At 71.2% G+C, this 20,691-nt stretch carries 18 protein-coding genes; 5 read left to right on the forward strand and 13 right to left on the reverse strand.

The window, feature by feature from the left end; genetic code table 11:
• Positions 1 to 36: 36 nt before the first annotated feature.
• The 6 genes from purU to ASF17_RS12180 all read right to left on the reverse strand — a co-directional run bounded on the left by purU (position 37) and on the right by ASF17_RS12180 (position 4,669).
• Positions 37 to 912 (reverse strand): formyltetrahydrofolate deformylase, encoded by an 876-nt coding sequence (gene purU, locus ASF17_RS12155; RefSeq protein ID WP_055800121.1) that lies wholly within the window; start codon positions 910 to 912, stop codon positions 37 to 39.
• 99 nt (positions 913 to 1,011) lie between these two features.
• On the reverse strand, positions 1,012 to 1,431 hold the full coding sequence (locus tag ASF17_RS12160; RefSeq protein WP_055800123.1) for a DUF1304 domain-containing protein: 420 nt from the start codon (positions 1,429 to 1,431) through the stop codon (positions 1,012 to 1,014).
• Positions 1,432 to 1,594: 163 nt separating this feature from the next.
• On the reverse strand, positions 1,595 to 2,269 hold the full coding sequence (locus ASF17_RS12165; protein ID WP_055800126.1) for an NADPH-dependent F420 reductase: 675 nt from the start codon (positions 2,267 to 2,269) through the stop codon (positions 1,595 to 1,597).
• Positions 2,270 to 2,348: 79 nt separating this feature from the next.
• Entirely contained in the window at positions 2,349 to 2,597 is a 249-nt protein-coding gene (locus ASF17_RS12170) for a hypothetical protein (protein WP_055800130.1), read from the reverse strand.
• Between the two features lie 231 nt (positions 2,598 to 2,828).
• Entirely contained in the window at positions 2,829 to 4,175 is a 1,347-nt protein-coding gene (locus tag ASF17_RS12175; protein WP_055800132.1) for an MFS transporter, read from the reverse strand.
• Positions 4,176 to 4,471: 296 nt separating this feature from the next.
• A complete protein-coding gene (locus ASF17_RS12180) occupies positions 4,472 to 4,669 on the reverse strand; it encodes a hypothetical protein (RefSeq protein WP_055800134.1) in 198 nt (65 codons plus the stop codon).
• 127 nt (positions 4,670 to 4,796) lie between these two features.
• Here ASF17_RS12180 and ASF17_RS12185 point away from each other — a divergent pair, with 127 nt between their 5' ends.
• The 4 genes from ASF17_RS12185 to ASF17_RS12200 all read left to right on the forward strand — a co-directional run bounded on the left by ASF17_RS12185 (position 4,797) and on the right by ASF17_RS12200 (position 8,411).
• Positions 4,797 to 5,240, forward strand: a complete 444-nt coding sequence (locus tag ASF17_RS12185; protein WP_055800137.1) for a MarR family winged helix-turn-helix transcriptional regulator — start codon at positions 4,797 to 4,799, stop codon at positions 5,238 to 5,240.
• Between the two features lie 87 nt (positions 5,241 to 5,327).
• On the forward strand, positions 5,328 to 5,768 hold the full coding sequence (locus tag ASF17_RS12190; protein WP_055800139.1) for an OsmC family peroxiredoxin: 441 nt from the start codon (positions 5,328 to 5,330) through the stop codon (positions 5,766 to 5,768).
• A 442-nt stretch (positions 5,769 to 6,210) separates the two neighbouring features.
• Positions 6,211 to 7,716 (forward strand): cryptochrome/photolyase family protein, encoded by a 1,506-nt coding sequence (locus ASF17_RS12195; protein ID WP_055800142.1) that lies wholly within the window; start codon positions 6,211 to 6,213, stop codon positions 7,714 to 7,716.
• 65 nt (positions 7,717 to 7,781) lie between these two features.
• A complete protein-coding gene (locus ASF17_RS12200; protein WP_055800145.1) occupies positions 7,782 to 8,411 on the forward strand; it encodes a hypothetical protein in 630 nt (209 codons plus the stop codon).
• Between the two features lie 19 nt (positions 8,412 to 8,430).
• Here ASF17_RS12200 and ASF17_RS12205 read toward each other — a convergent pair whose 3' ends face one another.
• Both ASF17_RS12205 and ASF17_RS12210 read right to left on the reverse strand, forming a co-directional pair.
• Complete coding sequence (locus ASF17_RS12205) at positions 8,431 to 9,603, reverse strand: GDSL-type esterase/lipase family protein (RefSeq protein ID WP_055800148.1); 1,173 nt, start codon at positions 9,601 to 9,603, stop codon at positions 8,431 to 8,433.
• 92 nt (positions 9,604 to 9,695) lie between these two features.
• Positions 9,696 to 11,411, reverse strand: a complete 1,716-nt coding sequence (locus ASF17_RS12210; RefSeq protein ID WP_055800150.1) for an ABC-F family ATP-binding cassette domain-containing protein — start codon at positions 11,409 to 11,411, stop codon at positions 9,696 to 9,698.
• A 198-nt stretch (positions 11,412 to 11,609) separates the two neighbouring features.
• On the opposite strand from ASF17_RS12210, the gene ASF17_RS12215 reads away from it, so the two are divergent.
• A complete protein-coding gene (locus ASF17_RS12215) occupies positions 11,610 to 12,056 on the forward strand; it encodes a hypothetical protein (RefSeq protein ID WP_055800154.1) in 447 nt (148 codons plus the stop codon).
• An 18-nt stretch (positions 12,057 to 12,074) separates the two neighbouring features.
• Here the strand turns inward: ASF17_RS12215 and ASF17_RS12220 are convergent, their stop codons facing one another.
• The 5 genes from ASF17_RS12220 to ASF17_RS12240 all read right to left on the reverse strand — a co-directional run bounded on the left by ASF17_RS12220 (position 12,075) and on the right by ASF17_RS12240 (position 20,603).
• The gene (locus ASF17_RS12220) at positions 12,075 to 12,875 is read right to left on the reverse strand and encodes a hypothetical protein (RefSeq protein ID WP_055800157.1); all 801 of its coding nucleotides are present in this window, start codon (positions 12,873 to 12,875) and stop codon (positions 12,075 to 12,077) included.
• Positions 12,876 to 12,978: 103 nt separating this feature from the next.
• Entirely contained in the window at positions 12,979 to 13,377 is a 399-nt protein-coding gene (locus tag ASF17_RS12225; RefSeq protein WP_055800160.1) for a hypothetical protein, read from the reverse strand.
• Between the two features lie 850 nt (positions 13,378 to 14,227).
• Positions 14,228 to 14,629 (reverse strand): hypothetical protein, encoded by a 402-nt coding sequence (locus ASF17_RS12230; RefSeq protein ID WP_156357415.1) that lies wholly within the window; start codon positions 14,627 to 14,629, stop codon positions 14,228 to 14,230.
• A 9-nt stretch (positions 14,630 to 14,638) separates the two neighbouring features.
• Complete coding sequence (locus ASF17_RS12235) at positions 14,639 to 20,167, reverse strand: DUF6531 domain-containing protein (protein ID WP_055800166.1); 5,529 nt, start codon at positions 20,165 to 20,167, stop codon at positions 14,639 to 14,641.
• 154 nt (positions 20,168 to 20,321) lie between these two features.
• Complete coding sequence (locus ASF17_RS12240; RefSeq protein ID WP_055800168.1) at positions 20,322 to 20,603, reverse strand: hypothetical protein; 282 nt, start codon at positions 20,601 to 20,603, stop codon at positions 20,322 to 20,324.
• Between the last annotated feature and the right edge of the window lie 88 nt (positions 20,604 to 20,691).

A 20,691-nucleotide genomic window follows, 5' to 3' on the forward strand; every position in this document is an offset into this window, starting at 1 on the left:
GAGCGGGCACTTCCGGCCCCTCGCCGGCGACGAGCCTCAGCGGAAGACGATGGTGCGCGCCCCGTCGAGCAGCACGCGGTCCTCGGCGAACCAGCGGACGGCCTGGGTGAGCGTGCGGCTCTCCTCGTCCTGTCCGATCGCCATCAGCTCGGGGGCGCTGCGCGTGTGGTCGACCCGCACGACGTTCTGCTCGATGATCGGGCCCTCGTCGAGGTCGCTGGTCACGAAGTGGGCCGTCGCCCCGATCAGCTTCACGCCGCGGGCGTGCGCCTGGCGGTAGGGGTTGGCCCCCTTGAACCCGGGCAGGAACGAATGGTGGATGTTGATCGCCCGGCCCTCGAGCGCCGCGCAGAGCTCGGGGCTCAGGATCTGCATGTACCGGGCCAGCACGACCAGCTCGATGTCGTACCGGTCGACGACCTGCAGCACGCGGGCCTCGAAGGTGGCCTTCGACCCGGGGTCGGTCACGGGGTGGTGCTCGAAGCGCTTGCCGTAGAACTCGGCCAGGCCCGAGAGGTCGTCGTGGTTGGCGAGGATCAGCGGGATCTCGACGGGCAGCTGCCCCGCGCGCTGCCGGAACAGCAGGTCGTTCACGCAGTGCGCCGCCTTGCTCGCCAGCACGAGCGTGCGGATCGGACGCCCCACCACGTCGAGCTTCGCCTGCATGTCGTAGTGGGCGATCACGGGCGCCAGCGCCGCCTCGAACGCGGCGCGTTCACCGGGCGCCTCGACCTGCAGTCGCATGAAGAACGTGCCCGTGTCGTGACTCGAGAACTGGGCCGACTCGGTGATGTTGCCGCCGGCCTGCACCACGGCGCCGCTGATCGCATGGACGATGCCCGGTCGGTCGTGGCAGACCAGCGTCAGGGTCCAGTGCGTGGTGGGGGAGGAGGCGGTGGTCACGTCGGTCACCCGCCCAGGCTAGTGCGGCGCGAGTGTCCATGATGTGCGCCCAGAGGGTGGGCTCGCCCGCAGAACGCGGACACCAGCTCGGGCGCCGGAGCGCACGCGTCAGCGCGCGAGAGACCAGACGAGCAACGCGACGAGCGTCACGAGCGGGAACAGCCCCTGAGTCGACGCGGCGCGCCGCTTCGTGCGGTCGGACAGCGCCAGCACGAGCGCCGCGGCGAGCATCGAGCCGGTGCCCGCGACCAGGAGGGCGAGACCGGCGGAGGAGACGTCGTCGACCTGACCCGCGCCTCCTCGGCTGGTCGCGACGAGAACGACGCCGACCGCGGTCACGATCGCGAGGAACAGATTGTAGAAGCCCTGGTTGAAGGCCATCGGCTTCGTGTGCTCGAGCTGCCGGTCGTCGTCGATGCCGAACGTCGCGCGGACCCGCGGGGTCGACCAGAGCACGGACTCCATCACGAAGATGTAGACGTGCAGCAGAGCGGCCAGGGAGGCGGCGACGAGCGAGACGATGAGCATGGGCGTCAGCCTAGGGCCGGGTCGAGCGGATCGCTCCCTGCAGAACCACGCGAAAAGGGACGAGACGCCGCTGGGGCTGGCGGCATCTCGTCCCGAAACGCGTATCTCGTGAACTGACGTGGGGCGCGGCGAGCCGTCTCGACTGCTGGCCGCGCCGCGGGCGCTACGCCTCGGGGTGCGGTGCGGGCTCGGTCGTCGCGGTGGCGCGGGTGGCCTGCGCGAGGTTCTCGACGAGCTCGGAGCGGGTCTGCGACACGACGTAGGCGGGCTGGTCGCGCTCGACCCGCCAGCTGTCGCTCAGCGGCCCGACGTTGACCGTGTCGAAGCCGAGCTCGTCGTAGAGGTGCTGCACGGCCTCGGCGGCCTCCTCGAAGTCGCTCGAGGTGGCGAGGGCGCGACGGCCCTCGGTGCCGGCGGGCTTGCCGTCGGTCGTGATGTCCTTCGCCATGATGTGGTTGAAGCCCTTGGCGACCTTGCTGGTCGGCAGGTGGCGCTGCAGCATCTGCGAGACGGTGTCCACGCCGTTGTCGAGAGCGGCGATGTTCCCGTCGCGCTCGAAGTAGTAGTTGTTCGTGTCGATGACGATCTTGCCGGCGAGCGGCTCGACGGGCACCTGCTCGACGTTCTTGAGGGGCACCGTGACGACGACGATCTCGCCCGCCTCGCCCGCCTCCTGGGCCGTCGCGGCGCGCGCGTTGGGGCCGAGGTCCGCGACGAGGTCGGCGAGCGTCTCGGGTCCGCGCGAGTTGCTGATCACGACGTCGTAGCCCTGTTCGATGACCGCGCGTGCGACCTGGCTGCCGATGTTGCCTGCTCCGATGATTCCGATCGTTGTCATGCGCCCAGCCAACGCCCTCCCCGTCCCGCCATTGTCGGCGAGCGTCCAGCGGAGGTTCAGGATGCGCGGAGCCGGCCGGTCACGCGGCTCCCAGCCAGGCGGTCAGCCGCCTCCACGGCCCGCGGACGGCGGGCGTCGCCTCGGCGTCGTCCGCCGGGCCGGAGTCCGCTCGCGGCGCGAACCCCAGCCGACCGCAGTGCGTGCAGGTGACCACGTGCGGATGCACCGAGAGCCCGGTGCCGTAGTACGGGTTGGCGGCGAGGCGGGCGTCCTCGCCGCACGAGGGGCACGGGGTCGAGGGAACGGCGACGGGGCTCGAGGTGGGCATGCCGGCCTCCTGTCGCTCTGCGCCGAACCGCCCTGCGGGCCGCTCCGGCGGTGAGGTGCGGCGGTGGATCAGGACGCGTCGGCGGTGCCGTGCTCCGTCCAGTATTCGCTCTGCGCCGACTCGACGACGGCTCGGGGCGCGCCCCATTTCGGGGGCGATGCCCCGCGCGGTGCGGCCGGCCTCATTCGGGGCAGCCGGCGCGGCGCGGCCGACCCCGCGCGGTGCGGCCGCCTACGCGCGGGCCGAGCGCACCGCGAGCACGCGGTCGGTGACGAGCACGAGCCCGAGCACGACGACCGCGACCACGATGTACAGCACCGGCAGGGCGTCGAGCCCCGAGCCGTCGAGCACGAGGGCGCCGATCAGGGCTCCGCCGCCGATGCCGGCGTTGAAGCCCGTCGTGTAGAAGGCGCTGGCGAGGTCGCGCATCGTCGCGGGGGCGACCTGCAGCATGCGCGTCTGGAACAGCGGCGGCAGCGCCCCGAACGTCACGCCCCACACGACGAACGCGATGAGCGCGGGCGTCGGCTCGCCCTCGAACGCCATCATGGCGAACACCGAGACGGCGACCACGGCGATGCCGACCGGGATGCTGATGCGCGGGCGCTTGCCGAGGAACCACCCGACCATCAGGAGACCGACGCCTCCGGCGATGCCGAACGCGAAGAGCGCGGCGCTGAGCGACGACTCGGCGATGCCGGTCGACCGCACGAGATACGGCGCGATGAAGGTGAAGAACGAGTAGTGCCCGACCATGAACACCGCGGTGATGACGCAGCTGAAGACGACGCCCAGCACGGACGGCTTCGGCAGCGCACCCCGCCGCGGAGCGCCCGAGGAGGCGCGGGTCGGCACGATCGGCACGGATCCCGTCGCGGGGACCATCGTGGTCGCGGCCTCGACGTGGCTCGCCGAGTCGTCGGTCCGGGTTCCGGTGCCGGGGGTGCCGCCGGCGTCGGCGTCTGCGGGGCGGGTGCCGTCGCGGTCGGCCGCGCGCGCCTCCTCGGCGGTCCGGCCGGCGGCGGGCACCGGCGGCAGCAGGCGCCAGACGAGCACCGCTCCGAGGGCCATCGCCGCGGCGAGGATGCCGAACGCGGGGCGCCAGCCGAGGGCCTGGCCGAGCGCCGTGCCGAGGGGCACCCCGAGCACGAAGGCGAGGGTGCCGCCGCTCATCGCGACGGCCAGGGCGCGCCCGACCTGCTCGCGGGGCACGAGGTGCGCGGCGTAGGCGCCGCCGATCGCCCAGAACGTGCCGTGGGCCAGGCCGCCGAGGATGCGCGATGCGACGACCAGCTCGTAGGTGGGCGCGATCGCGGTGAGCGCCGCGCTGATCGCGAGCACCACGATCAGGCCGACGATCAGCAGATGGCGGGGGAGGCGCCGGGTCAGATGCGTCAGCGTCGTGCTGGTCAGCACCACGGTGAACGCGAAGACGCTGACGAGCAGGCCGATGCTCGACTCGCTGACGCCGAGCTCCCCGCTCATCTCGGGCAGCAGCCCGGTGGGCAGCATCTCGCCCGAGATCGACAGGAACGTGGCGACGGCCAGCGCGAGCAGACCGGCGAGGGGGAATTTCATAGGAGGTGCGGTGGGCGTCGAAGGACGCGCGGAGGCGATCGTCATGGTGAGGTCTCGGTCGTCGGCGGGCGCCGTTCCTGCTACCCGTGTGACACGGGGAGGATGGTGATCCCGACTGCGCGCTGTCGTGCGCGCCCGGGGCCGCGCGTGACGTGCGACCAGGAGCCATGGTACCCGAGGCCGCTCTCCGGCGTCTAGGAGGGTCGGCCGTCATCGAGGTGACTCGATCGGTGCCGTCCCCGGCCTGCTGGCAGCCGATCGGGTCGCTTCGACGCAGAGGATGCGGGAGGAGCGGGTCAGTCGGCGGGGCGGGGCTCGCCCTTGCCGGGGCGGACGGCGGCGGTGTCGGCGACGTCGATGCGGGTCACGCCGTCACCCCGGTCTTCGGTGGTGATGCGCGGGGCGGCGTCGCCCTCGTCCGACTTCGGCGCCCGGGTGAGCTGGTCGTGGCGCTTCTCGTCGTCGGTCATGCCGGTGGGGTCGTCGGTGCTCATGCCGTGCAGGCTACGCGACCGTGCCCGCAGAGGGTGCGCGGCTCTCGCAGGCCGCGCGCGCCTCCTCGGCCCTGGCCGATTTCGGTTGCACTCAACAAGGTTGTGGACGAGGTGTTACGGTCGAGTCATGTCCGACACCGCACGCACGCCCCTGCTCGACGAGCAGATCTGCTTCGCGCTCTACAGCGCGTCGCGTGCGCTGACCTCGCGCTACCGCGAGCTGCTCGAGCCGCTCGGCATCACGTACCCGCAGTACCTCGTGCTGCTCGTGCTGTGGGAGGACGGCGAGACCCGCGTCTCGGGTCTCGGCGAGCGGCTGCATCTTGACTCGGGCACGCTCTCGCCCCTGCTCCGCCGTCTCGAGACCCTGGGTCTCGTCACCCGGCGACGTGACGCTGTCGACGAGCGGGCCGTGCAGGTCGATCTCACGCCGGCCGGCGACGCGCTGCGGGCGCAGGCGGCGAGCATCCCCGAGAGGGTCTGCGAGGCCACCGGCCTGTCGGCGGCCGATCTCGGCGCCCTGACCGCGCAGCTCGGCGACGTGGCCGACAGCGTCCGCGCCGTCGCCTGACGCGGGCCGCACGGCCGCACCACAGGCACCACCCCAGACCAGCACCAGTTCCGCGAACACCCACCCGATAACGATCGAAGGAGCATCATGCCCACTCGCACCGCACGCACCGCCTGGAACGGAAGCCTCGAGACCGGCGAGGGCCAGGTCGAGATGACCAGCTCGAAGGTCGGCACTTACGGCGTCTCGTTCCCGAAGCGCTCCGCTGAGGACGCCAACGGCTCGACCAGCCCGGAGGAGCTGCTCGCCGCCGCTCACTCGGCCTGCTACGCCATGCAGTTCAGCGCCGTCCTCGGTCAGGCCGGTGGCACCGTCGAGGCCCTCGACGTCAAGGCCGACGTCTCGCTCGGCGCCGACCCGGCCGGCGGATTCCAGCTGACCGGCATCCACCTCACCGTCAACGGCGAGGTGTCCGGCATCGACGAGGCCGCGTTCCTCAAGGCCGCCGACGAGGCCAAGGCGACCTGCCCGGTCTCCAAGGCCCTCACCGGTGTCGAGATCACGCTCGACGCGACGTTCGAGAGCTGATCCGCACCTCCTGCGGAGACGACAGAACCCCCGCGTGAGCATCGAACCCCGTCATCCGGGGGTTCGTCGCTCACGCGGGGGTTCTCGTCTGCGGTGAGCGGGTCGCGGGACCGAGGAGGCGTGGGTCGCGGACCCGAGGAGGCGCGGCTCGCGGACCCGAGGGGGCGCGGCTCAGCGACCCGAGGAGCCGCGGCTCAGCGACGCGAGTATCCGCCGCCGGTCGTGCCGCCGCCGCCGCGCTTGTTCATGATCTTGCGCACGACGAACGTGATGATCAGGGGGGCGAATCGGCGAAGCAGGGATGCCATGGTGATCTCCAGAGGTCAGGGGCGGTCGACGGTACCCGGCCCGCGCCTCCTCGGCCTGGGTGCGGCCCCGGCGTCGCCGAACGCGGCCACGGCGTGCGCGCCGCGACACCCCGGCGAGTACCGTTCGACGCCTCATGGACCGCACCCGCTGGATCTTCCTCGACCAACTCGGCCCGCACTTCGACGACGGCGGCCCTCTGCTGCTCGTCGAGTCGAGGTCGTCGTGGCGGGGGCGCACGCTGCACCGGGCGAAGCTGCAGCTGCTGCTGTCCGCGATCCGCCACCGGGCGCGCGACCTGGGTGACCGCGTCGACTTCCGCCAGGTCGAGCACTACTCCGAGGTCGTCGACGGGCGTGACGACCTGCAGGTGATCGACCCCACCTCGTATCGGGCCCGGCGGCTCGTGCGACGGGTCGGCGCCGAGATCCTGCCGAGCCGCGGCTTCGTCACCAGCGAGGGCGACTTCGCGGCGTGGGCGGACTCGCGCGCCGGCAAGCGGCTGCTGATGGAGGACTTCTACCGGGTCGTCCGGCAGCGCACCGGCGTGCTGATGGAGGGGCAGGAGCCCGCCGGCGGCCGCTGGAACCACGATCACGACAACCGCGAGAAGCCCCCGAAGGGCGCCGCCTCGCTCGGTCTGCCCCCGCCCCTCTGGCCCGTCGAGGACGACATCGACGAGGAGGTGCGGCACGACATCGCCCGCTGGGAGCGCGACGGCGTGGTCACCCTGGTCGGCGACGACGGTCCGCGCCGGTTCGCCGCCACCACCGCCGAGGCCGAGGCGGCGGTCGCCGAGTTCGTCGAGGTGCGGCTGCCCGACTTCGGCCCCTTCGAGGACGCCACGCTCGGCGGCGACTGGACGATGGCGCACTCGCTGATCAGCGCCCCGATGAACCTCGGGCTGATCGACCCGCGCGACGTGATCGACGCCGTCGCCGCGGCGTACACCGCCGGCGACGCTCCGATCCGCAGCGTGGAGGGGTTCGTGCGGCAGGTCATGGGGTGGCGCGACTACATGTGGCATCTCTACTGGCGGCTCGGCGAGGACTACGCGACGTCGAACAACGCGCTCGGGGCGACCGAGCCGCTGCCCGACGTCTTCGCGACCCTGGGGCGCGACCCGTCGACCGGCTCGCCCACCGATTCCGCCGGTGACGCGGTCGTCGAGGCGAACTGCCTGTCGGAGACGCTCGACGGCCTGCACCGGCACGGGTGGAGCCACCACATCCAGCGGCTGATGATCCTCGGCAACTGGGCGCTGCAGCGCGGCGTCGAACCGTCGGCGCTCAGCCAGTGGTTCATCGACATGTACGTCGACGGCACGCCCTGGGTGATGCCCGCCAACGTCGTCGGCATGTCGCAGCACGCCGACGGCGGCATCGTGGCGACCAAGCCGTACGCCTCGGGCGGCGCCTACATCAACCGCATGACCGACCACTGCGGCGGCTGCCGGTTCGACCCGAAGAAGCGACTCGGGCCCGACGCCTGCCCGGTGACGGCGGGGTACTGGGCGTTCCTCGACCGCACGGGGCCGGTGCTGATGGGCAACCCGCGCATGCGCCAGGCGCTGTCGGGGCTGGCCGGTCTCGCCGACCGGGAGGCCGTCGTGCAGCAGGAGCGCGAGCGGACGCACTGGTAGGAGGCGCGGTTAGGCTGGCGGGGTCCGTCGCGCAGCGAGTCGGCGGCCGTTGCAGGGGGACCTCGATGCGCACCACCACCACGACCACGAAGACCGCGATGACGGTCCTGACCTCGGGAGCCGTCGCGCTCACACTGCTCCTCGCGGGCTGCACCGGCTCCGACGACTCGAGCTCCGAGTCGAGCGACCCGAGCAGCTCGGCGAGCGAGAGCTCGGCTGCGCCCGAGAGCGCCGACCTCTCGGGCGAGCTCGCCGTGACGACCTGCGCCGACGCGGGCGAGGCGCTCGGCTCGATCATCGAGGGCCTCGACCTGCAGGACGAGAGCACCGAGACCGATGGCCAGCTGCAGTGCTCCTGGGCCAACAGCGCGGCCAACGCCACGGGCGAGATCGACCCGAACGCGCAGGCCATCGTCGCCGTCGCCCAGACGCAGGAGCTCGACGAGGCGACCATCACCTCGCAGAGCGACCAGATCGCCGGGCAGGAGGGCGTCACCGAGGTCGACGACGCCCGCATCGGCGACTTCGGCGGGCGGGCCTTCGAGCTCGAGGCCGCTCAGGAGGGCGTCACCCTCTCGGGCGCGACCGTCATCACGCCGTCCGGCCTGTTCGCCCTCTCGGCGACCGGTGCCGGCGACGAGGCGCCGCTCTCTCCGACCGAGGCGCTCGACGCCACCCTGCTGCTGCTGAAGTAGGGGCCCGACGGGCCGCGCGTCAGCGGCCGAGCAGCTCGATCATCCGGTCGGCGACGACCCGCGCCCCGTCGTCGTTCGGGTGGACGCCGTCGGCGGACAGCAGCGACGAGAGCTCGCCGTCGGCCGCGGCGTCGGCGAGCAGGGCGTCGCCGAGCGGCAGGAGCACCGAGCCGGTCTGCTCGGCGACCGACGCGACGGCCGCCTGGTAGTCGGCGCTCGACCCCTGCCGGGCGAAGAGCCCGCCGAGGTCCGAGCTGAACTCGTCGACGAGCACGACGGTCGGCGGGTCGTCCAGCGCCTTGATCCCGTCGACGAGACCCCGGTAGCCGGTCTCGAGCTCGGCCGGTCCGATGTCCGCCGCGTCGTTGGCGCCGAGGGTGATGGTGACGAGGTCGGGCTGCGCGGCCGCGACCTTCGCCAGGAAACCGTCGAGGTCGGCCGTGAAGTCGGCGACCGTCGCGCCGGTGTGGGCCGAGTCGAACAGGGTGACGCCGCGATCGCGGTCGCCGTCGAACGCCGTGATGCCCTCGAACACGAAGCCTGCCGGCGCGTCGGGATCGACGAAGACCGTGACGGTGTGCACGGCGCTCTCGAGACCGCTCACGGTGGTGACGCCGGCCCCCGCGACCGGACCCGCGCCTCCCTCGGCATCGCTCGCGCCCGCGGCGCTCGTGTCGACCGGTGCGCCCTCGACCCCGTCGACCAGGTACCGGAACGGCCCGCCGCCCGGCGACCACCAGAGGTCGAGATCGCTGCCGGTCACCTGGTACGTGACGCTCGAGCCCGGTTCGAGGTCGACGCTGCGGTAACCGAGGCTCGGCGTCGTGTAGTCGGGCGTGACGGCGGTCTGATCGGTCTGCCAGGCGGCCCAGGTCGAGTCCGGCCCGTAGACGGCGTAGACGCCCGGGCGGTACCCCACGCCGCCGGTGACGCCGTCGACCGCGTAGCGCTGCTGCAGGGCGTCGCGGGTGAGATCGATCCAGCGGTTCTCGACGGACGACGCGCCCTGGCCCTCGGTCAGCGAGTCGCCGAGGGCCAGCCAGCGGGCCGAGGCGGTGTCGGTCTCGGCGAGGGCGGCGTCCCATGCGGCCCACGGGTCGGCCGTCGGGGTCGGCGCGGGCGTCGGCTCGCCGCTGCACCCGGCGACGAGCGCGGTCGCGGCGGCCACGGCGACGACCGCGAGAGCGCGCACGCCGCGGCGGCGGCCCGGTCGCGACGCCGGACGGGATGCTGCCCGTCGCGACGCCGGGGGAGTCGTCGGCGAGGCAGCCGAGGAGGCGCGGGTCACAGCTCCGTCACCGTCCCGTTCTCGACGCGCCAGTGCCGGTCGAGTCGCACGCTCTCGAGCATGCGGCGGTCGTGGGTGACGAGCAGCAGGGTGCCGTCGTACGACTCGAGCGCCTGCTCGAGCTGCTCGATGGCGGCGAGGTCGAGGTGGTTGGTGGGCTCGTCGAGCACGAGCACGTTGACTCCGCGGGCCTGCAGCAGAGCGAGGCCGGCGCGGGTGCGCTCGCCGGGCGAGAGCTCGTCGACGGGGCGCGAGACGTGGTCGGCCTTCAGGCCGAACTTGGCGAGCAGGGTGCGGACCTCCGACTGGGGCCAGTCGGGTACGAGCCCCTCGAACGCCTCCGACAGCGGGACGGTGCCCGCGAGCAGTGCCCGCGCCTGGTCGATCTCGCCGACGGCGATGCTGGCTCCGCGACTCGCGCCTCCTTCGGTCGGCTCCTGTCGCCCGAGGAGTCCGCGCAGCAGCGTCGACTTGCCGGCGCCGTTCGGGCCGGTGATGCCGATGCGGTCGCCGCCGTCGACCTGCAGCGAGACCGGTCCGAGCACGAACTCGCCCGTCGCGGGGTCGCCCTGGCGGAACACCGCGCCGCTGAGCGTCGAGACGACGGCGCTCGACCGCGGCGCCTCGCCGATCGTGAACTCGAGCTGCCACTCCTTGCGGGGTTCGTCGACCTCGTCGAGGCGGGCGATGCGGCTCTCCATCTGGCGGACCTTCTGGCCCTGCTTCTCGCTCGACTCGGTGGCGGCCTTGCGGCGGATCTTGTCGTTGTCGGGCGACTTCTTCATCGCGTTGCGGACGCCCTGGCTCGACCACTCGCGCTGCACCCGGGCCCGGCCGACGAGGTCGGCCTTCTTGTCGGCGAACTCGTCGTAGGCCTCGCGGGCGTGACGGCGGGCGGTCTCGCGCTCGTCGAGGTACGAGTCGTAGCCGCCGCCGAAGACCCGGTTCGACGCCTGGGCGAGATCGAGCTCGAGCACCTTCGTGACGCAGCGGGCGAGGAACTCGCGGTCGTGGCTGACGAGCACGACGCCGCCGCGCTGGCCCTGCACGAAGCGCTCGAGCCGTTCGAGGCCGTCGAGGTCGAGGTCGTTCGTGGGCTCGTCGAGCAGGGCGATGTCGAAGCGGCTGAGCAGCAGGGCGGCGAGACCGACGCGGGCGGCCTGGCCTCCGCTGAGGGCCGTCATCAGGGTGTCGGGGCCGACGGTGGCCGTGCCGGGGTCGGCGGACGACGTCGCGCTCGCGGTCTCGAGACCGAGGTCGGCGAGCACGGCGGGGAGGCGCTCGTCGAGGTCGGCGGCGCCGCTCGCGAGCCAGCGGTCGAGCGCGGTCGAGTAGACGTCGGACGGGTCGAGGCCGTCGGCGCGCGGGGCGGGGTCGGGGTCGCCGAGGGCGGCCGCCGCGGCGTCCATCTCGGCGGTGGCCTGGGTGCTGCCGGTGCGGCGACCGATGTACTGGGCGACGGTCTCGCCGGGGATTCGCTCGTGCTCCTGCGGGAGCCAGCCGACGAAGGCGTCGCCCGGGTTGAGGGTGATGGTGCCGCCCTGCGGCTCGTCGACGCCGGCGAGGAGGCGCAGCAGGGTCGACTTGCCGGCCCCGTTCACGCCCACCACGCCCACGACGTCTCCCGGTGCGACCGTGAGGTCGAGGTCGTCGAACAGGGTGCGGTGGCCGTGGCCGCCGGCCAGGCCCTTGGCCACGAGTGAAGCGCTCATCGGGCCATTCTCGCGTACCGGCCGGGGTGTGCGGGTGGGGCCGTCGACGTGACGCTTCCCGGGCGGTCCCGGCCGGTCGGGTACCCGTTCGCGTCACCTGGATGCAGGAGGCGCGGGGACGTGGGCCGCGCCTCCTCGGCTTGGTAGCGTCGGGGCACGCGAGGGCCGGATGTCGGCGCCTCGAGTCAGGGGGATGACGTGTTCGGACTGTTCCGCAAGCGTGACGACGACGAGCGCGCGGTGCTCGTCGAGCCGTGGCCGCGCATTCCGGTGGCCCCGTGGGCGGGGGGCGGGGCGACGGCCGAGGCGGCCGCGCTGGCGATGCCGTCGAAGCGGCGGCCGAGCGTGCCGGGGGTGGTGTTCACGGTGCCCGAGGGGAGGGCTGGGGTGCCGTTGGCGGACGTGCTGAGCTTCATGGAGGACGAGACGATGGTGCTCGACACGACGCACGGGCCGTCGTTCTACGCGGTGTGGACGCAGGCGTGGCCGAAGAAGTCCGGCACGGGGGTGGGGGACATGCTGGAGGGTGAGGCTCCGGGTGGGCTGGCGTTCCTGTCCGCAGCCGTCGAAGCGCCGCCCACCGTCGTACTGCGCGACGCGGAGCTGGCGTCGTTCAGGGCGTGGGTCGCGGCACTGCCGTCGTGACCGCCAGGTGCGTCGCTCTCAGCGGCGGGTGCTCGGAGCCCAGGGGGCCGAGGGGGACGGTTCGCCGGTGCGGCTGAAGTGGACGGCGGCCTCGGTGGTGCGATCGAGCAGCACGGCGGTGGAGGGGTTGGCCGGGATCGGCTGACCGGGCCCGGGGGCGACGATCGGGTCGATGATCTCGTACCAGGGGCCGGTGCCGACGTCGCCGGCGTGGAGCACCGCGATGGGGACGTCGCCCGGTCGGAGGATGTCGAGACCCGCGGTGCCGCGGCGCAGCTCGATGCTGGTGGGGATGTTGCCCTTCGGCCCCTTGATGACGGTGCGGAGACGCTTCTCGGAGGGGTCGAGCACTTCGAACTGCTCACGCCCCATGCGCCACAGCAGCACGGTGCGACCGGGCACGCTCGCGGGGTCGGTGGGCAGGATGACATCCTCGCGCGCCTCCTTACGGGCTCTGATGGCGGTGCCGAAGGTGTGGCCGAAGAAAGCCGCGCCGGCGAAGGCGAGGACGATCCAGATGTTCGGGGCGCCCGACGAGATCATCGAGACGCTGGCGACGGCCGTCAGCGTGATCGGCATGATCGCGGCGCGAACGCGGTCGCGAAGAGCGCCGAGGAGGAGCGAGGCGACCATCACCACGAGGCTGAGGCTGATCGCGAGACCCGTGTTCGCCCCCGCGAGCAGGGGAGCGGCGAGACCCAGCACGAAGGCCGCCGGCGCGAGGATGCGACGTGTCGAGGACGGCATCGCGACCGCACTGGTCGACGACAGCCGGCGGGGCTTCGTCTCGGCGGGCGCGGCGGTGCGGTCTGTGCTCATGGAGTCCCCCTGTGCCGGCGATCGGCTGCTCGGTGGACATCCTGGCACGAACCGGTCTGTCGGCGACCGCATCAGGAGACGGCCGAGAGGCGGCGGCCGTCGGTCACGATACGAGAGCGCCCCCGGAGATGAGGTAGTCCCGAGCCATGAAGAACTGGGCACCCACGAAGAAGGCCAGGAACGGCACGAAGATCGCGATGAGGAAGACGCGTTCCTTGGGGGGCAGCGGCTGATCCTCAGCCTTCCTGGTCTGCCACCACAGTGTCAGGAGCAGGGCGGGGGCGGCGAACAGCGCGAAGATCGGGATCTGCCACTCGTTGGAGACCCGCGTGTAGGAGATCGTCGTGTCGAGGGGTACCTGACTGAGGACGAAGCCAGCGACGACGAGATCGACCAGTACTCCTGCGGCGAGGAGACGCCGCAGCACGACGGCGGTCCTGCCGCCGAGCGGCTTCGTCGCCTCGAAGGCTGCTCCGTCGTCACGGGCGCAGTCGTCGTCCACGGAATGATCTCCTGTTTTCATCTTGGGAATTTTGTCGGGCGCGTTACTGTCCTTGCTTGGCTGCAATGAGTACAAGATTATCCCAGGGGCGCGCCTCTTGTTCCCGAACGAGAACATCAGTGATTCCCGTACGAGACACGTCGGTGAAGTCTCAGGTATAGCTCAATTGACTTCGCAGGACTTCTCTAGTGGATGCGAATCATCAGAGTTCTCGAGGATCGACGAGATCGCAACAGCAATCCTCTTATTGCGTCTTTGTACGGTGTGAGCGCGTTGCTTAGTTTTTGTGATGGCCATCTCGTGCGACTATTCGTCGTGATCGAATCGATGCGCTAGACCATGTCTCGTTCAACAGGCCGTCGACGGCGAAGGTGCGTACCGACAGAGTTGCCGCTACGTCAGGATAACGAACCACTGACTACGAGGATCGACGCCTATCGACCATGATTAGATATCTCAGGTGCGAGCCGAAAACAGTGCCAGCCAGGGTTCCGAAAAGCCAAGCTATCTGACCGGTTGCCCAGGGTCCAGGGAGCCAATTCATAAGACTCAAGATGCTGAGTAGGCCGAGTAACATAACGGGATAAGCCCATTTCATTTTCAGCAGTGTAAAAATGAGCGAGCTGAAGACGACTCCTGCGAATAGCGCCCCGACGACAATGGCTAAGACAGAAAAAGTCCTGAAACCCCCGACCATGAAGACCAGCACGATACCAGCGAGACACATGGCGCAGGCAAAAGTCAGTCGGCCTCGTGATTGTTGCTGACCGAGATCATCACTCATTTTTCACGGCTCAGAATCTCCATAGGTCGAAGACCCCGGTCGAATACGACCCTCGGATGCTGACGTTTATCGGGGATCGAGGGGCGAGTTCTTGCCTCGAACGACTTTCTTCGCGACGCTGGCTCGCGACCAGGGCCATGCGTACCCGCCTACGATGCCCCCGGCTATGAAGCCGAAGATCCAGGCGTACTGGACGGATCCGATGATGTCCTGGTTCGCGACGATGACGATCAGAACCACCGGAACGAGTACGAGCAGACCGAGGCCGATCGCTCTGTTCCGGGGCGGGAAGCCGAAGAGGAGCAGGCCGTAAACGAGGCCGGCGACCAACGTGATGACGGTTGCGAGCACGCCTGCGCCCGCGACCGCTGTGCTGACCCACACTCCGAGCACAAGGCCTACGACGGCCAACACGGCCGCCACCGCGTTGATCGGTCGCTTCGACTGTCTTGATGCCGCCATCGTCATCACCGTTCTCTAGTCGACGGTCAAGCCGACACTGTCGCGGAACACATCCACCCCGCCTCCCACGACCGTACCGCCGACAGCGGATCCGAAGAGACCGGCCGTGTTGTGCGCCCCGAGGTTGAGCGCTCCAGTCAACGACCTCGGGCTGAAGTAGGGCATCTGCGCAAGCGTGTTGACCCCGTGTTGGCCGGGAATCACACGGTCGAGTGGCAGGGCTGAGAGCCCAGATCCCACGACTCCGTTCACGGCGACCTCGAGAGGGTTCACGTCCTCGCCTGCCACGATGCTCTGCACCGCTGTACCCGCAGACGACCCCACGCCGGAGAGAACGACCGTGCTCGCCGTCGCCACACCACTGGTTGCCGTATGGCCCAGATTGCGAGCGATCGTGCCACCTGCCGGTCCTGCCAGTCCGCCGACTGAGCCAGACACGCCTCCACCGACGATCGCACCCGCGAAGTCCCAACCGTTCTCGATCCGCCCGCCATGGCTGGCCAGATAGGTGGCGCCACCGCCGACCGCGCCGACTCCGCCGTTGGCCGCGACGTTGACTGCCACGGCTCGTCCGGCCTGAGCCGCAGGAGCCGATGCCATCGCTGCCTTGCCGAAGGCACCCGCCGCGCCTCCAGCGCCCCCGAGCACACCTCCTATGGCCGCGTCCGTGGCGACCTTGCCCCAGTCGACTTCTCCTGTCTGAGCCTTCTGCGAGACGACTGAGACACCACCGCCGATGAAAGCACCGGATGCCGCGCCGATCAAGGCCATGCCGACAGGGCCGCCGACACCGGTGAACATGAGACCGACGCCGACAGCGATCGCAGCTCCCGCGGCGACGTACTCCCAGTTCTCGCCCCACCAGTCGCCCGCATCCGCCAGTGCGCCCTGGTTCGCTTTCGCGTAGGCGTCGAGGTCCGCGTCCGTCGCCGGGCGAAGCCCGAGCGGGTCGAGAGCATGCAGCGGGTCGTTGCCCGCATACGAGTACGGGTTCCCGGCCCACCCCGCACCCAGCACGGGCGTCAGCGGATCGGTCGACAGGAAGCCTCGAGTCGAGGGGTCGTAGACCCGCGCCCCGAGCCAGTCGAGGCCGGCGACCGCGAGGCCACCCGACGCGGACAGCTCCACACCGGCAGGCAACTCGAGACCCGGGATTCCCGACGAGGTGCGAAGCGCCTCCCACGGATCAGTGACATCCGTCGCCCGCGCACCCCGCCAGGTCGGCTCCAGCGGCGAACCGCCGACGGTCGTGGCCCCACCGGGCATCGTCACGACCGATGCGTCACCGATCGACACGAGCGACGGCACAGCACTGGCGGTGTCCCACCAGGTGTCGACATCGTCGATGGTGGCGAGCTCGCCGAGCACATCCACCCAGAGACTCGTCTGCGAGACGATGCCCCCGTCGCGGTCCCGGACGGTGATCGCCGTGGGCCAGCCGAGGTCGCTCCAGGCGTACTCGGTGAACGAGCCGTCGGTGTCGATCCGGCGGATCCGACGACCGAGACCGTCGTGCACATACTCGACGGAGGCGACCACGACCGTGTCGAGGGCGTCCGTCGACGACCCGACCCGCGCCTCCTCGGAGACCAGCTGACCCGCTGCGTCGTACCGGAAGGTGCGCACTCGACCGTCGACGAGCTCATGCGTCAGTCGGCCGGCGGCGTCGTACGACCAGGTGGAGGTGCGGCCGTCACGCTCGAGTCCGATGAGCTGGCAGGCGGCGTCGTAGGCGTAGTCGACCCGTCCGTCGACGGTGTCGAGGGCGACGATGCGGGCGTCGTCGTCGCGGATGATCCGAGTCGTCGACGAGCCCTCGGGAGTCGTGCTCGTGTGTCGGGAGAGATGCCCCTCCGCGTAGTCCCAGGTCTGGAGGTCGCCATCGGTCGTGGCCTCGACGACCCGACCAGCGGCGTCGTACGAGACGTGCGCGCCGTCCTGTCCGTCGCGGACGACGGAGACCACGCGACCCGCGGCGTCACGCCGATAGTCGAGACGGCTGCCATCGGGATCGATGCGCGCGGTGCGTCGGCCGTCGGCGTCGTACTCCCACGAGACCGCCTCGCTGCCGCGGGCACGGCGGATGAGGAGCCCCCGCCGGTCGAACGTCAGCTCGTGCTCGACGTCGACCCCGTCGGAGCGCGTGTGATCGGTCACCACGATCGTCCGCGAGAACGCGTCGCGACTGAACGACGACCGCAGTCGTCCGTCGACGCTCATGCCCGAGGGGTTCCCTGCAGCGTCGTGGGTCCACGTGGTGGTCGTGCCGGTGGGGTCCTGCTGCGAGACCTGGCGGCCCGCAGCGTCGTACGCGGCGGTCGTCGCCCGGCCCAGGGGGTCCGTGACGGCGACGATGCGGTCGGCGGCGTCGTACTCGCGCCGTGTCTCGCGGCCGAGCGGGTCGGTGATGGAGACGACGCGTCCGCGCACGTCGTACTCGAAGCGGGTCACGCCGCCGAGACCGTTGATCGCCTCGATCAGCTGACCGGCCGCGTCGTAGCGGAAGCGACGGCGACCGTAGCGGGTGTCCTGGGTGCCGATGAGGCGCCCGGCTGCGTCGTAGTCGAACCGCGCCTGTCCGTGACCCGGGGTCGACCTGCTGACAACACGCCCCACGGCGTCGTACCGGACGCGCTCGACGTCGCCGGTCGGCAGCGTGCGCGCGACGACCCGCGAGTCGGCGTCGTAGGTCAGAGTGGTGCGCGCGCCGAGGGGGTCGATGCTCGCCGAGGCGCGACCACACGAGTCGTACTCGTAGGTCGTCCGGGCTCCCGAGGGGCTGACGACCGCGATCACGCGCCCGCCGGCGTCGCGCTCGAGGCGCGTCAGACCGCCCTCGCCGTCGACCAGCTCGACCGGCCGGCCGCAGCGGTCGTACGTCGTCAGCTCCGCCGAGCCGTCGGCGGCCTCGGTCGCCACCGGGCGCCCGAACTCGTCGAAACGGAGGGTCGTGGTGCCGAACGCATCACGCAGGGTGCCGGTGCCGTCTGCGCGGTCGACCCGCGCCTCCTGCCGGACACCCGTCGGGTCGACGGTCGCGGTGAGCGCACCGGTGACGTCGTACTCGCGGGTCCAGTCGTGACCCGCGGGGTCGGTGATGGTCCGGAGGCGCGAGAGACCGTCGTGCGCGAACGCCCACGACGAGCCGTCGGGCAGCTCCAAAGCCGAGACGTCGCCCTGGTCGTCGAAGCGACGCGACACGACGCGACCGAGCGGATCGGTCGTGGTCTCGAGGTCGCCGTGCGGGCCGTAGCCGAACTCGGTCCGCGCGCCCAGCGGATCGACGATCGCCGTCACCCGGGCACCCGCGCCGTGCTCGAAGCGCCAGATGGCGCCGTCGGCGTCGCGACGCGAGACCAGCAGCCCCGCGGCGTCGTAGGTGTAGGTCGTGCGAGCTCCCGACGGGCTGACCGCCGCCGACGGCCGACCGGCGTGGTCGCGCTCGATGCGCGCGACGTCGCCGACCGCGTTCTCCGTGGCGACCAGGTCGCCGAACTCGTCGTAGTGGCAGCGGACGACGACGCCGGTCGGATCGACGACGCTCTCGAGCAGTCCGTCACGCCAGCGCATCAGCGTGCGGCCGCCCTCGGGGTCGACCAGCGCCGACGGGTTGCGCTCGGCGTCGTCGGCGTACTCGTACTCGACGACGGCGCCCGACTCGGTCACGACGGTGGTGACGCGGTCGCGGGCGTCGTAGCCGTAGGTCAGATCGGCGCCCGACGGGGTCACGGTGCGGATCTTGCGCCCGCGCTCGTCGAAGCCGTTGACCGTGATGGAGCCGTCGCGCTCGGTGACCGAGACGAGGTTCCCGCTGGGGTCGTAGCTCATCGACTGGCGCCGGTCGTCGGAGTCGACGACGCCGACGAGCCGCCCCCGGGAGTCGGCGATGTAGGTGTTCGAGCGGCTGCCGTCGACGTCGGAGACGACCGTCACCCGACCCGGCAGATACGCGAAGCGCACCGTGCGGCCGTGCGGCGACACCTGCAGCGTCACACGCCCCTGCTCGTCGTACGTGTTGAGGGCCTCGACCACGCCGGAGGCGCTGGTCACCCTCTCGACGAGACCCGCGTCGTTCCAGTCGTACCGTCGCGTGCCCACCTCGTTCGCGGCGCCGGTCAGGCGGCCGGCCGAGTCGTACGAGTACTCGACCCGGCGACCGTCGGAGGCGGTGAGGGTCGCGACCCGACCGTCGACGTAGTCGATGTCGATCGTGCGACCACGCGCGTGGGTCAGGCGCGACGGGAGTCCGTCGGGGGCGCGGGTGACCCGGACGACCGTGCCCGCGCCTCCTCCGCTCGCCAGCCAGACGCCCGCGGGGGAGAACGCCCACCAGCCGCCGGTGTTGTCGCGAACCACGAGGAGGGTCTCGGCACCCGTGTCGCCGAGTCCGGGCAGGGTCGACGCGACCTCGGCCGCGAGCCAGAAGTTCTCGCCGACGGCGCGATCCCACGAGCTGCCGAGCCGGGGGAACGTGACGACACGGCCGTCGTCCATCGTGAAGGCGGCGCCCTCGTCGTCGAGGGCGAGACCGAGCTCGAGCACGGAGCCCCAGCCAAGGCCGAACGGACCGACGTGGTCGTCGAGCGAGTTGTAGGTGCGCGAGACCCGCAACGAGGAGGCGGCACCCGCGAAGGCGAGATCGACCTCGGTCTCGAGGAAGTTGCCCGTGGTGGTGTTGACCGGGTCCATCGTGAAGCCGGTCGTGGGCGGCGACCCCCAGCCCTGGGCGGGAGGGACGACGAGGTCGTCGCGCTGACCCTGGACCCCGGCGGCCTGGAGCGCGGAGGCGAGCGCGGAGTCGGCGACGGTCGAGACGACCCCGGAGCCGCCGGCGGCCTCGAAGGCGGCGGCGACCGTGTTCGCCCACGCGACGTCGGTGGCGTTGGCGTTCAGCCAGGTGGTGAAGCTCGCGACGACGCCGTCGGCCTGGATCACGCCCCACTGGCAGTCGGACGCGAAGTCGGCGAGCTTGCCCGAGAGCGTGGAGGGGCGGCCGGTCAGCTCGCCGTCGAGGGCGGCGCTGCCCGTCGCGAAAGAGCGCAGGTCGTCGGGCCTCGCCGACGAGGTCCCGCCACCGCCGCCGCCCGAACCGGGGGCGGGCGTCTCGCGCGTTCCGACGTTGGCGTCCTGCGGCTCGAGCCGGGGTACCGGTTCGGGCTGCTCGCGGGGCATCTCCTCGCCACCGAAGAGGTCGTCGCGCCGCTCTTCGAGCCAGTTGCGGTCGTCCTGACGCTGCTTCCACTCGCGTGCCTTGCGGCGGCGGTCGTTCTCCTGCTCGGCCGCCTCCTTCAGCTCGCCCGCGAAGTCGGCGATCGCCCGGAAGCTCGTGGCGAGGGCGCTGGCGCCCGTCGCCGCCGTCGCCGCGTTCGCGGTGAAGAGCTCGGAGAAGAGCCCGCGGAACTCCTGAGACGCGGTCGTGACGAGCGACGAGCGAGACCCGCTCTGCCCCTCGATGTCGGACGCCGCGTCGTTGAACGCGGTGATGAGCGCATCGGCCGTGCCGTCGTCGAACGGTACGGGCTCGTTTCCACCAGGATCTGCCATGGGACTTCCTCCCCCTCAGGAGTTCTTGTGATGCTGCTGTCGTCGCCCCGCGCGGTTCAGCCGCACGACGGCCCCCCGGGCGACGAGTGACCGTCGCCCGACGCGAACGCCCCCGCCGCCCCGTGATCGAGGAGGCGGGGGCGTTCGGGTGCTGCTACGCGCCGCCGCCGGCGGAGAAGATGTCCTGCGAGATCTTGTCGAGCTGCGTGCGGAGCTGCTCGAGCTCGGTCTTGGCCTTGTCGAGGGCGGCCTTGGTCTCGGGCCAGGTCGACCCGCGGAAGGTCGCGGCCAGGGGGCCGTCCCAGACGTTGGGGTCGGACAGGATGCGGCCCTGAGCGTCGAGCTGCGAGATCTGGTCGGTGAAACCGCCGTTGACGATCGACTGGACCTGGCGGATGGCGGTCTTGGCCTGCTCGGTGGAAAGTACGCGTGACATGAGTGATGTCCCCTTCATCTGGATGTAGCCCCCGTGCGAGACGCCCCCGGGGCTCGAACATGACGAGACTATCCCGTCGCGACCAGGA

This window comes from Frigoribacterium sp. Leaf263, assembly GCF_001422285.1.
GTDB lineage: Bacteria > Actinomycetota > Actinomycetes > Actinomycetales > Microbacteriaceae > Frigoribacterium.